Annotated in this window: 14 protein-coding genes; 10 read left to right on the forward strand and 4 right to left on the reverse strand. The window is 63.5% G+C overall.

Annotated features, from left to right (window positions below):
- Positions 1-7: 7 nt before the first annotated feature.
- Positions 8-535 (reverse strand): Lrp/AsnC family transcriptional regulator, encoded by a 528-nt coding sequence (locus ACEN9T_RS20655; protein WP_092971743.1) that lies wholly within the window; start codon positions 533-535, stop codon positions 8-10.
- Positions 536-683: 148 nt separating this feature from the next.
- On the opposite strand from ACEN9T_RS20655, the gene kynB reads away from it, so the two are divergent.
- The 3 genes from kynB to kynA are packed head-to-tail and all read left to right on the forward strand — an operon-like array spanning position 684 to position 3,488.
- The gene (gene kynB, locus ACEN9T_RS20660) at positions 684-1,313 is read left to right on the forward strand and encodes an arylformamidase (protein ID WP_092971744.1); all 630 of its coding nucleotides are present in this window, start codon (positions 684-686) and stop codon (positions 1,311-1,313) included.
- A gap of 44 nt (positions 1,314-1,357) precedes the next feature.
- Entirely contained in the window at positions 1,358-2,611 is a 1,254-nt protein-coding gene (gene kynU / locus ACEN9T_RS20665; protein ID WP_092971745.1) for a kynureninase, read from the forward strand.
- A gap of 40 nt (positions 2,612-2,651) precedes the next feature.
- On the forward strand, positions 2,652-3,488 hold the full coding sequence (gene kynA / locus ACEN9T_RS20670) for a tryptophan 2,3-dioxygenase (RefSeq protein WP_413708491.1): 837 nt from the start codon (positions 2,652-2,654) through the stop codon (positions 3,486-3,488).
- 10 nt (positions 3,489-3,498) lie between these two features.
- On the opposite strand, the gene ACEN9T_RS20675 is transcribed toward kynA, so the two are convergent.
- Complete coding sequence (locus ACEN9T_RS20675; RefSeq protein WP_413706913.1) at positions 3,499-4,323, reverse strand: IclR family transcriptional regulator; 825 nt, start codon at positions 4,321-4,323, stop codon at positions 3,499-3,501.
- A 103-nt stretch (positions 4,324-4,426) separates the two neighbouring features.
- Here ACEN9T_RS20675 and ACEN9T_RS20680 point away from each other — a divergent pair, with 103 nt between their 5' ends.
- Together ACEN9T_RS20680 and ACEN9T_RS20685 are read left to right on the forward strand one after the other, a co-directional pair.
- Positions 4,427-5,620: an acyl-CoA dehydrogenase gene (locus tag ACEN9T_RS20680; protein WP_413706914.1), complete on the forward strand. Its 1,194-nt coding sequence runs from the start codon at positions 4,427-4,429 to the stop codon at positions 5,618-5,620.
- A gap of 410 nt (positions 5,621-6,030) precedes the next feature.
- Positions 6,031-7,413: an NCS2 family permease gene (locus tag ACEN9T_RS20685; RefSeq protein ID WP_413706915.1), complete on the forward strand. Its 1,383-nt coding sequence runs from the start codon at positions 6,031-6,033 to the stop codon at positions 7,411-7,413.
- Positions 7,414-7,560: 147 nt separating this feature from the next.
- On the opposite strand, the gene ACEN9T_RS20690 is transcribed toward ACEN9T_RS20685, so the two are convergent.
- On the reverse strand, positions 7,561-8,199 hold the full coding sequence (locus ACEN9T_RS20690) for a peroxiredoxin (RefSeq protein WP_413706916.1): 639 nt from the start codon (positions 8,197-8,199) through the stop codon (positions 7,561-7,563).
- A 282-nt stretch (positions 8,200-8,481) separates the two neighbouring features.
- Between ACEN9T_RS20690 and ACEN9T_RS20695 the strand changes: the two genes are divergently transcribed.
- The 3 genes from ACEN9T_RS20695 (at position 8,482) to ACEN9T_RS20705 (ending at position 9,850) form a co-directional block, all read left to right on the forward strand.
- Positions 8,482-8,808, forward strand: coding sequence for a DUF883 family protein (locus ACEN9T_RS20695; RefSeq protein ID WP_004629476.1), 327 nt, complete (start codon positions 8,482-8,484; stop codon positions 8,806-8,808).
- A gap of 140 nt (positions 8,809-8,948) precedes the next feature.
- Positions 8,949-9,326 (forward strand): phage holin family protein, encoded by a 378-nt coding sequence (locus ACEN9T_RS20700; protein ID WP_092971750.1) that lies wholly within the window; start codon positions 8,949-8,951, stop codon positions 9,324-9,326.
- Entirely contained in the window at positions 9,323-9,850 is a 528-nt protein-coding gene (locus ACEN9T_RS20705; protein ID WP_413706917.1) for a DUF3318 domain-containing protein, read from the forward strand. The genes ACEN9T_RS20700 and ACEN9T_RS20705 overlap by 4 nt, the downstream gene beginning before the upstream one ends.
- Before the next feature lie 62 nt (positions 9,851-9,912).
- On the opposite strand, the gene ACEN9T_RS20710 is transcribed toward ACEN9T_RS20705, so the two are convergent.
- The gene (locus tag ACEN9T_RS20710; RefSeq protein ID WP_413706918.1) at positions 9,913-10,278 is read right to left on the reverse strand and encodes a hypothetical protein; all 366 of its coding nucleotides are present in this window, start codon (positions 10,276-10,278) and stop codon (positions 9,913-9,915) included.
- A gap of 310 nt (positions 10,279-10,588) precedes the next feature.
- On the opposite strand from ACEN9T_RS20710, the gene ACEN9T_RS20715 reads away from it, so the two are divergent.
- Positions 10,589-11,263 carry an ATP-binding cassette domain-containing protein gene (locus ACEN9T_RS20715; RefSeq protein WP_092971753.1) on the forward strand — a complete coding sequence of 225 codons (675 nt, stop codon included), beginning with the start codon at positions 10,589-10,591 and terminating at the stop codon, positions 11,261-11,263.
- Positions 11,260-12,069, forward strand: coding sequence for an ABC transporter permease (locus tag ACEN9T_RS20720; RefSeq protein WP_413706919.1), 810 nt, complete (start codon positions 11,260-11,262; stop codon positions 12,067-12,069). The genes ACEN9T_RS20715 and ACEN9T_RS20720 overlap by 4 nt, the downstream gene beginning before the upstream one ends.

The following is a 12,069-nucleotide window of genomic DNA, read 5'->3' on the forward strand; positions in this document are numbered from 1 at the left end:
CTACCTTCTACTTTGCCTTCCCGCGCTTGCCTACCCCTCCGCCTTCCAGCGGGCGCACGCCCCGCGCTTCCATCAGCAGCGCCAGGCCGCCATCGCGATCCTTGATCGTACGCAGGACGATATTCGAACGGATATCCATCACACCGGGTGTCTTGTACAGCCGCTCAATGATGAACTCCGAGTAGTGCTGCAGGTTGGGGGCCTGCACGCGCAGGATGTAGTTGCAGTCCCCGGTGATGATGTAGGCGGCAACGATCTCGGGCCAACTCTGCACGGCCGCCATGAAGGTCTCGTGCCAGCCCGTCACGTCCTGGCGCATCGACACCTGCACGATGGCTTCGAGTTCCAGCCCGAGTGCCGCGCGCCCCAGCTGCGCCCGATAGCCGGTGATGGCGCCGCACTCTTCCAGCATCCGCACACGCCGCAGGCAAGCGGACGGCGACAGCGCCACACGCTCGGCCAAATCCTGGTTGCTAATGCGGCCGTCCTCCTGCAACACCTGCAGAATGCGCAGATCGGTGGTATCGAGTTGCATCTGTCGTCGTTCTTTGCGTGATTTCTTTGATACGTTGAATTTTATGCGAATTCATTAAGATAGCACGCACGATTATGCACACCCATTGCGCGTGGTTTTCCCTATCATTTCGGCACGGATTCATCGAATTTTCCGCCCTGGAGCCGCCTTGGAACGCACTTTGTGGGACATCAGCCCCGCCCTTTCGCCCGCCACGCCCACTTGGCCCGGCGACACGCCGTTTTCGCAGGAAATTGCGTGGAAGTTGGAAGGCGACTGCCCGGTCAACGTCGGGCGCATCACGCTCTCGCCGCACACGGGCGCGCATGCCGATGCGCCGCTCCACTACCGCGCCGACGGAGCCGCCATCGGGCAAGTGCCGCTGGATGCGTACCTTGGCCCGTGCCGCGTCATCCACTGCGTGGGTGTGGTGCGCGTCGAACCGGAACACGTGCGTGATGCGCTGACTGACACACCGCCGCGCGTGCTGCTGCGCACGTACGCACAGATGCCGCAGACCGCGTGGGATGACCACTTTGCCGCCGTTGCGCCCGAAACCATCGCGCTGCTCGCTGCCTACGGCGTGAAGCTCATCGGCGTCGACACCGCCTCGCTCGACCCGCAAACCTCCAAGACCATGGACGCGCACCACGCCGTCGGCAAATACGGCCTCGCCATCCTCGAAGGGCTGGTGCTCGACGACGTGCCTGCCGGCGATTACGAACTGATCGCCCTGCCCCTCAAGTTCGCCACCCTCGATGCAAGCCCGGTGCGCGCCGTGCTCCGCAGCCTGCCCTGATCGATACCACGACAGAACACCAATCACTTCGCCCCCGCATTCACATGACAATCACCCGCAACTCCTGCCTCGAACGCGACGCGGCCGATCCGATCGGCTCGCTGCGCGACGCCTTTGCACTGCCCGACGGCGTGATCTATCTGGATGGCAACTCGCTCGGCGCACGCCCGAAAGCTGCCCTTGCCCGCGCGCAGGAAGTCGTCGCCAACGAATGGGGCGACGGGCTGATCCGCAGTTGGAACCAAGCCGGCTGGTTTGAGCTGCCGCGCCGCCTCGGCAACAAACTGGCGCCGCTGATTGGCGCGCGCGAAGATGAAGTCGTCGTCACCGACACCACGTCGATCAACCTGTTTAAGGTGCTTGCCGCGGCGATTCGCGTGCAGCGCGAAGACGCGCCAGACCGCAAGATCATCGTTTCGGAAACGCACAACTTCCCGACCGACCTGTACATCGCGGAAGGACTGGCCGATCTGCTGCGCGACGGCTACAAGCTGCGGCTAATCGATTCGCCGGAGGAGCTGGAAGGCGCGCTGGGTGATGACGTCGCCGTAACCATGCTTACACACGTCAACTACAAGAGCGGGCACATGTATGACATGGCGGCCGTCTCCGCGCTGGCCCACAAGCACGGCGCCCTCGCCATCTGGGATCTCGCGCATTCGGCCGGCGCGGTACCCGTGGACCTGCACGCAGGCGGCGCGGATTACGCCATCGGCTGCACCTACAAGTATCTGAACGGCGGCCCAGGCTCGCCAGCCTTTGTGTGGGTGGCGCCGGCGCTGCGCGAACGCTTCTGGCAACCGCTGTCGGGCTGGTGGGGCCATGCGCGCCCCTTCGCGATGGAGTCGCGCTATGCCGCCGATGCCGGCATTGGCCGCTTCCTTTGCGGCACGCAGCCAATCACGTCGATGGCGATGGTGGAATGCGGGCTCGACGTCTTCGCGCAGACGTCGATGGCCGCGCTGCGGGCCAAATCGCTCGCGCTCACCGACCTTTTCATCACGCTGGTGGAAACGCGCTGCGCGGGCTTCCCGCTCACGCTCGTCACGCCGCGCGACCACGCCATCCGCGGCAGTCACGTCAGCTACGAGCACCCCAACGGCTATGCCGTGGTGCAGGCACTGATCGCACGAGGCGTGATCGGCGACTACCGCGAGCCGCGCATCATGCGCTTCGGCTTCACTCCGCTGTACACGAGCTTTGCCGATGTGTGGGATGCCGTGGAGGTGTTGCGCGATGTGCTGGAAACCGGCGCATGGCAATCGGCCCAATTCAACGAACGTACGCTGGTGACCTGAGATGTCGAACCCGAATCAACCCGCAGCATCGGGCTGCCCAATGCATGCCGCCCAGGGCGAAGGCTGGCACGACGCACAGCTCGATTTCTCGAAATCGATGAGCTATGGCGACTACCTCGCGCTCGACCAGATCCTGAACGCACAACATCCGCGCTCACCAGATCACAACGAGATGCTGTTCATCGTCCAGCATCAGACCACCGAGCTGTGGATGAAGCTGATGCTGCACGAGTTGCGTGCCGCACGGGATTGCGTACGCAATGACAATCTGCCGCCTGCGTTCAAGATGCTGGCGCGTGTGTCGCGCATCATGGATCAGCTGGTGCAGGCGTGGAACGTGCTCGCCACGATGACGCCGCCGGAGTACTCCGCCATGCGCCCGCACCTGGGGCAATCGTCGGGCTTCCAGTCGTATCAGTACCGCGAGATCGAGTTCATTCTCGGCAACAAGAACGCGGCGATGCTCAAGCCACACGCGCACCGCACCGAGCATTACGAACAGGTCAAAGCTGCATTGGAAACGCCGTCGCTGTATGACGAAGCCGTGCGTTACATGGCGCGCCACGGCTTTGCATTCGACGCGGATTGCGTCGAGCGCGACTGGTCGCGCCCGGTCACTTACAACGCCTCGGTGGAAGCAGCGTGGCTGGAGGTCTATCGCGACCCGACGCACCATTGGGAGCTGTACGAACTGGCTGAGAAATTCGTCGATCTGGAAGACGCGTTCCGGCAATGGCGCTTCCGGCATGTGACGACGGTGGAGCGCGTGATTGGCTTCAAGCGCGGCACGGGCGGCACCGAGGGCGTCAGTTACCTACGAAAGATGCTGGATGTCGTGTTGTTTCCGGAGCTTTGGAAGCTGCGCACCGACCTTTGATCGACGCAGCTCAGGCTGGCTCGCCCACTTGGCCGAGCCGCGCCGCAAACTCACGTAGCGCGGGAGCCAGTTCGTCTCGAATGCGCTCTGCGTCGGCGGCCGTGTAAGGCGCGCTGCAGCTCACCACGTAAGGCTCGCGCTGGCTCGGCGCGAAGAACGCCACCGCGCACGCGTGGATGGCGGGATGCCAGTCGCGCAAGGATACGGCGTAGCCATTGCGTATGCCGGCTTTCACTGCGTCATCTGCTGCGGCCCCTTCTGCCGCCCACTGCGCCGGCTGCTGCGTGCGCAATGCTTCGTACAAGCGCTCACGCCGCGCTGCGGGCAACGAAGCCAGATACGCCCGTCCCATCGAACTCGACAGCAGCGACAGCCGCGAGCCCACGCCCAGTCCCGACGAACCGCTCATCGAGGGGCTGTCGTGGCGGATCGTCTCCAGATACACCATGTCCAGCCGATCGCGCTTGCCCAGCGAGATCGATACGCCAAAGCGCTGCGCAAACGCGCTCATGTGCGGCCGCGCGAGCTGGATCACGTCGCTCGAGGCCAGATAGGCGAATCCGAGCGCGAGCACACCGGCGTCGAGTCCGTATTTGCCGAGGGCCTCGTCGTAACGCAGGTAGCCGAGCGAGACCAACGTGCCGGCCAGCCGGCTGACCGTGGCTTTGGGAAAGCCCGTGCGCCGCACGAACTCCTGGTTGCCGAGCAGCGTGTCGCCCGGGCGGAATGCGCGCAGCAGCTCCAGCCCGCGCGCCAGTGCCGTGACGAAATTCGGATCGCTCGACTCGGCGGGCGCCGTGTCGAATTCGGGGTCAGGGAGACGGATTGTGCTCATGGCAAAAAAGCTCTGGAAATCGTCGGTGGTTGCGCTATGATAGCTCTAAATTTCGAAACTGTGTTCCGTATATCGGAACAACAACGCCTCGGAGACTACCGCTGTGACCGCTCGCAACGCCTTCAATTGGGCCGACCCCCTGCTGCTCGACCAACAGCTGACCGACGACGAGCGCATGGTGCGCGACGCCGCCGCATCGTATTGCCAGGACAAGCTGATGCCGCGCGTGCTGGAGTCGTTCCGGCACGAGAAAACCGATGCATCGATCTTTCGTGAGATGGGCGAGCTGGGCCTGCTGGGTCCCACGATTCCCGAGCAGTACGGCGGCCCGGGACTGAACTACGTCTGCTACGGGCTGATCGCGCGTGAAGTCGAACGGGTGGATTCGGGCTATCGCTCGATGATGAGCGTGCAGTCGTCGCTGGTGATGGTGCCGATCTATGAATTCGGCAGCGAAGCGCAAAAGCAGAAGTACCTGCCCAAGCTGGCAACCGGCGAGTGGATCGGCTGCTTTGGCCTGACCGAACCGAACCACGGCTCCGACCCGGCCTCGATGATCACGCGCGCCAAGAAGGTCGACGGCGGCTACTCGCTGTCGGGCGCCAAGATGTGGATCACCAATTCGCCCATCGCCGACGTGTTTGTCGTGTGGGGCAAGCTGCCGAATGACAACGGCGAGGATGAAATCCGGGGCTTCATCCTGGAGAAAGGCTGGAAGGGACTGACCGCACCGGCCATCCACGGCAAGGTCGGCCTGCGCACGTCGATCACCGGTGAGATCGTGCTGGACGACGTGTTCGTGCCCGAAGAGAACCTGATGCCCGGCGTGCGCGGCCTGAAGGGCCCGTTCACGTGCCTGAACTCGGCGCGCTACGGCATCGCGTGGGGCGCCCTGGGCGCTGCAGAAGCTTGCTGGCACATCGCGCGCCAGTACGTGCTCGATCGCAAGCAGTTCGGCCGCCCGCTGGCCGCCAATCAGCTCGTGCAGAAGAAGTTGGCCGACATGCAGACCGAAATCACGCTCGGCCTGCAAGGCTGCCTGCGTCTTGGCCGCATGAAGGACGAAGGCACGGCGGCGGTGGAAATCACGTCGATCATGAAGCGCAACTCGTGCGGCAAGTCGCTCGACATCGCCCGCGTGGCGCGCGACATGCTGGGCGGCAACGGCATCTCCGATGAGTTTGGCGTGATCCGCCACGTGGTGAATCTGGAAGTGGTGAATACGTACGAAGGCACGCACGATATCCATGCGCTGATCCTCGGCCGCGCACAAACCGGCATCCAGGCTTTCTTCTGATTGCGCTTTGTTTTTCCGGCGAGTTGGGGCACACTCGTGCACCACTCGCCACACCCGCTGCTGCACCTCTCGCCCGTCCTGGGCACCGTTGTTCTCCTTCCCTCGCGATATACCAATTTGCAAATGACCGGGATACGCCACGCCGCATGAATCGGCGGTAGCGCGCGTCTATGCTTCGGTCCAAGTGTCGGCGGATTGTTGGGCCGCACGCCCCTCACACCGATAGAACGAGCGCGCGATCCACACGCAGATTGCAGCGCCACGCGACAAAACCAATCGCGAGACAACGGTCTGGAGAATGCCGGCGCGCGTACGCAGGCACCCGTACCGATATCAAAACCAGAACAGGGCACCTTACGCGGACGACCAAGATCGGCCGGCGCGGAGTCCTGCCAGGAGACAAACCCACCATGGCTGAACAGTCCATTCCGTCGTCGACGGAACTTGGCGCCGCTAGCATCGCCGACGCGCGTGCCATTGATCGCTATTTCCAGATTTCTGCACGCGGCAGCACGCAAAAGCGCGAGGTCGTGGCTGGCATCACCACCTTCATGGCAATGGTCTACGCCGTGTTTGTCGTGCCGGGCATGCTGGGCAAGGCCGGCTTTGATACCAGCGCAGTCTTCGTCGCGGTGTGTCTGACCACCGCCTTCGGTTCGCTGCTGATGGGTCTATGGGCCAAGTTGCCGATCGCCATCGGCTGCGCAATTTCGCTGACCGCATTCATGGCCTTTGGGCTGGTGCTGGGGCAAAAGCTGACGCCAGAAGTCGCGCTGGGCGCCGTGTTCCTGATGGGCGTGGCCTTCACCGCCATCTCGGCTACGGGCGTGCGCTCCTGGATCCTGCGCAATCTGCCCTCAGGCGTGGCACATGGCACGGGCATCGGCATCGGCCTGTTCCTGCTGCTGATCGCCTCCAACGACGTCGGTCTGGTGGTCAAAAACGCCGCCGAGGGCCTGCCTGTTGCACTGGGCCACGTCACCGCCTTCCCGGTCATGATGTCGGTGCTGGGTCTGGCCGCAATCTTCGGTATGGAGCGTCGTCGCGTGCCGGGCGGCATCCTGATCGTGATCATCGCCATCTCAATCCTGGGCCTGATCTTTGACCCGGCCGTGAAGTTCACGGGCGTGTTCGCAGTGCCTTCACTCGCCTCTGCAGGTCATGCCTCGCTGATCGGCGCAATGGATATCCGCGGTGCTCTCACCGCCGCCGTGCTGCCGAGCGTGCTGGCACTCGTGATGACTGCCGTGTTCGATGCCACCGGCACGATCCGCGCCGTGGCCGGCCAAGCCGGTCTGCTCAACGACAAGGGCCACATCATCAACGGTGGCCGAGCCCTCACGGCCGATTCCATCAGCTCGATCTTCTCGGCGTTCTTCGGCGGTGCTCCGGCCGCGGCTTACATTGAGTCGACGGTTGGCGTGGCAGCAGGCGGCAAGACGGGCCTGACGGCTGTCGTGGTCGGCGTGATGTTCCTGGCGGTGATGTTCTTTTCGCCGCTGGCCGGCTTGGTGCCGTCGTACGCAACGGCCCCGGCGCTGATGTATGTCGGCCTGCTGATGCTCTCCAGCGTGAGCAAGCTGCACATGGACGACATGGTTGACGCGCTGTCCGGCCTGGTCTGCGCCGTGTTCATCGTGCTGACCTGCAACATCGTCACCGGCATCATGCTCGGCTTCAGCACGCTGGTGATCGGCCGCCTGGTGGCCGGCGAATGGCGCAAGCTGAACATCGGCACCGTGGCGATTGCCGGTGCCCTAGTGGCCTTCTACGCAGGCGGCTGGGCGATCTGATCGCACACTGAACCGTCTTCACAAAAAACAAACCGGCTAGACCCGAAAGGGCTGGCCGGTTTTGTTTTGCCTAGGAACCTGAACCGGTTCCAACGCAAAAAACGCCCGGCACAGGGCCGGGCGGCAATCACACTACCAAGGAGACGGTCACTTGTTGGGCTGCGGCGTCAAGCGCAGATACGGCCGCACCGCGTTGTAGCCCTTCGGGAATTTCTGCTTGAGGACTTCCTCGTCCTTCAACGACGGCACGATGACCACGTCGTCGCCGTCTTGCCAGTTACCCGGTGTGGCCACGCTGTGGTTATCGGTCAACTGCAGCGAGTCAATCACGCGCAGCACCTCATTGAAGTTGCGCCCCGTCGAAGCGGGATACGTAATTGTCAGGCGAATCTTCTTGTTCGGATCGATCACGAACAGCGAACGCACGGTAAAGGTCTCGCTCGCATTCGGATGGATCATGTCGTACAGCTGCGAGACTTTACGATCGGGGTCAGCAATGATCGGGAAGTTGACGCTGGTGTTCTGGGTCTCATTGATATCGTTGATCCAGCCCTTGTGCGACTCGACCGAATCGACCGACAGCGCAATCGCCTTGACATTGCGCTTGGTAAATTCATCCTTCAGCTTGGCGGTCAGGCCCAGTTCGGTGGTGCAGACCGGCGTGTAGTCGGCCGGGTGCGAAAAAAGCACGCCCCAGCTATTGCCCAGCCATTCATGAAACTTGATGCGGCCTTCGCTGGAATCCTGCTCGAAATCAGGGGCGATATCGCCCAAACGTAGAGACATCGTGTCCTCCATACACAGATTGGGAACCACTATAGCCAGATTGCCATCCAACTAAAACGACTATAAATTCACAACAACATCACTTTTCGTCATTAGGCGCGGCATTTGCTGACAACAGGGTGGAAGGCGTGCGCACATTGCCGGACAATGGCCGAAGCATTGATCCATCGCAGGGCGCGCGACGCGAGCGCTTGAAGTTTCGCGGCGCCCACACATATGCTAGCGAATAAGCGCGTCGACATATTGACGATTGAACTACCCCCCGACACCGAGGACCCGACCATGACGAACACTTCCCCCAACCTGGCCGATTCCGTCAATAAGGAGAAACTGATGACCGACGTGAAGACTGTACTGTCCGACGCTGAAACCCTGCTCAAACAAGCTGCGTCCACCAGCGGCGAAAAGGCCGCGGAACTGCGCGAGCGCGGTATGGGGATGCTCCGCCAAGCCAAGGAAAAAGCGCAGGACCTGCAAGACGCGGTCGTCCACAAGAGCAAGGCTGCCGCACGCGCCACCGATGACTACGTCCACGATCACCCGTGGCAAGCCGTGGGCGTGGCGGCCGGCGTGGGCCTACTGATCGGCCTGCTGCTCAACCGCAAGTAAGCCGCAGCACCCTGTCTGGCCGATGGCGCGCGCCCTGTGGATCGCGCCATCGGCCAGTTGCGTTTTGGCGGCTCCATTCCGGGCATGGCGCGTGCTGCGTTGGCAGCGGCGCTATCGGCTTTGCACCATTTCCACACTCCATGACCGACGACACCAGCCCAAAGCTGTTCGCTTCCTTGAAGAAATTGGCCGGCACGGTCGTCTCGATGCTGCAGACGCGGCTCGAGCTGGCAAGCGTCGAACTGGCTGAAGAAAAAGAACGGCTGCTCGGCACCGCCTTCCTGGGCATGCTGGCCGTGAGCCTCATTGGCCTGTCCATCATGACGCTGACGGCGTTGGTGGTCATCCTGTGCTGGGATACGTATCGTTGGCAATCCCTTGCCGTGATGGCGGCGCTGTATGCGCTGGGTGCGGCGGCGTGCCTGTGGAAGGTACGCTCGCTGCTGCGTGACGCACCGCCGCTGTTCGAGGCCACACTGGCCGAACTCGACAAAGACCGGGAGATCCTGCGCCGATGACTGACCCCACCGAACACGCACCGTCGCCCGGCACGTCCGTGAACGAACCCGCATCGAGCGCGCGACATCATGTCCGGCCGTCACGCCGCGGTGGCGAGACACGCCTGCCACTGAGCGTTCGAAAGGAATTGCTGCTGACACGCGCCGCCCTGGAGCGCTACGACTACGCTCAAGCCCGCAACGATGTACATCGCGCCACCGGCCGCACCTTCAGCCTGGGCGGCCTCGGGGCGTTGCTGCCGAGCCTGCTCCGCCCGCTGGCGCGACCGAACAGCCTGATGCGGACGCTAGGCATTGCACGTGAATACCCGCTGGTCGGCACTGCGCTGTCACTCGCGTATGCAGGATTGCGCCGCACCGTCATCGGCCGGATCACGCGCAAGCTCGGCAAGGTGGGAATCGTGGCCGGAGCGGCCTGGTGGGGCTACAAAAAATGGCAAGAAGCACAAGGCGAGCCCGCCAGCGCCCCAACTCCCGCCTCGAATATCGATCCTGACGAGATCATTCCTGGCAGCACCTCCTGAGGGCGACACACCCACCAAAAAGGCCGGACAATCCGGCCTTTCTCGTTTGCGGCAGTGCAATATCAGTGCAGCGGAATCGGATGGCGCATGCGCTCCCAGCGCCGAGCCATGTTCTGGCGCAATCCAGCGAGCCCGTGCGGCTGCTCGGGGGCGTCAACCTCGGCTCGAACGGGCTGCGCTGCCGCGTCCGCTTCATGCCCGATGCGCCGCCGGCCATGCCACATCAGCGCGCCGCTGGCGGTCCAGCCGATCACGAACAGCGTGTCACCAACATGCCGAAGGGAATCGGGCGACGTGCCCGCATGGAAGATGGCGCCGAGCATATCGGGAGGCAACTCCGCGCAGATCCAGAGAAAAATGGCCGGCGCCGATGCAAAGACTCCCGGCTGCCACCATGGGTGGGCAACTTGCACTTTGTCGGTCTCCATGGCGCCCTCCGTCGCTTCTTCTAGTGATGCTTCGATCCTATGTCTCGCATGCGCAAATGGCGACCCTCCCGTCGCTGAATGGCATGTCGGATTCGTCCGACATCGGCCACCCGTCAACGCTTTGAGGCTGCTCCGTTTGGGCTAAGGGCCACTCCGCATGGCACGCGGATGGCGTAACCATGCGGCGACGGCACTGCGCCTGCGCGGGTGTGTTCAGGATTACGGCGGAGGAGCGCCACACCCGCTCATATGCATAATGCATAAAAGCGGCGCATTGATGCCGCACCGTATGCAACACACTCGCCCCACCATGCTTGCCGCCACCCACCTCCAACGCCGCGACGCACGCACCGATGTCACGTTGCTGCACCCTGCCACCCTTGCTGTGCGGGCCGGTGATCGTATTGCGCTATCCGGGCCATCGGGCGCAGGCAAAAGCGTGCTGCTGCGCGCGCTGGCATTGCTCGATCCGCTCGATGGCGGGCACGTGACATGGCACGGCCAGGCGATTGGGCCGCGCGCCGTTCCGGCTTATCGCTGTCACGTGGCGTACGTGCGCCAGCGCCCTGCGCTCCTGCCCGGTACGGTGGAAGACAACCTGCACATGCCGTACCGCCTACACGCGCGGAGACACAGCGCCGGATTCGATCGCGATGCCGCCATCGCCCTGCTTGCGGGTGCCCAGCGCGACGCCAGCTTTCTCGACAAGAACGCCATCGATCTTTCCGGCGGTGAAGCGCAGATCGCAGCGCTGGTCCGCACGCTGCAGACTCGGCCGACCGTCCTGCTGCTCGACGAACCTACGGCCGCCCTTGACCCCGCCTCCGCTCGCGCCGTTGAGGCGCTGTTGCAGCATTGGTTCGCTCAGGCGCCCGAGCGGCATGCGTGGATGTGGGTGACGCACGATCCGGCGCAAGCGGAACGCATCGGCAGTCGGCATTGGCGCATGGTTGCCGGGCAGCTCGACACGGAGCCCACGCGATGAACGGGCAGAACCTCTCGCTTTCCGCCTGGCAGGTCGGCATTGCGGCCGCGCTGATCCTCGTGAACGGCGCGCTATCCGTTGTGCTGGGGCTTGGACTGGAACACCGCTTGGCGTGGGCGGCCTTGCGGACCGTCGCGCAGCTGCTGGCGGTGGGCTTCGTTCTCGAATGGGTATTCGCTCACGCGTATTGGCCGGTGGTATTGGGCATCGTGGCCGTCATGACGTTGATTGCAGGGAATGCAACCGGTAGCCGCGGCGCGCGCGGCTATTCGGGCCTGCGATGGGACGGCACGTTGTCGGTCTTCGGCAGCACGTGGCTGATCGGGGTGATCGGACTGATGGCCGTATTGCAAGCGCGGCCGTGGTACGAGCCGCAATACGCCATCCCGATCATGGGGATGATTCTGGGGAACACGCTCACCGGCGTGGGGCTTGCCCTGGAGCGCATGACCGGCGAACTCACGGCCACGCGAGACCAGGTGGAGACCATTCTTGCGCTGGGAGGCACACGCTGGGAGGCGGCGCGCGATGCCGCACGGGCGGCCGTGCGCGCCGGCATGACACCGATCATCAATCAGATGACCGTCGTGGGCGTGGTGAGCTTGCCCGGCATGATGACGGGCCAGGTGCTGGCAGGGCAATCTCCGCTGGAGGCCGTGCGCTACCAGATCGTCATCATGTTTCTGCTGGCGGCGTCTTCGGGCTTGGGGACGGTCGCGGCCGTGCTGCTGGCCTATCGCCGGCTGTTCAGCCGCGAACACCAGCTGCTGAGCGCACGCATCACGCAACGCGTCGGAGCGAAATAA

Source organism: Ralstonia sp. Ralssp110, from assembly GCF_047325135.1.
Lineage (GTDB): Bacteria > Pseudomonadota > Gammaproteobacteria > Burkholderiales > Burkholderiaceae > Ralstonia > Ralstonia mojiangensis.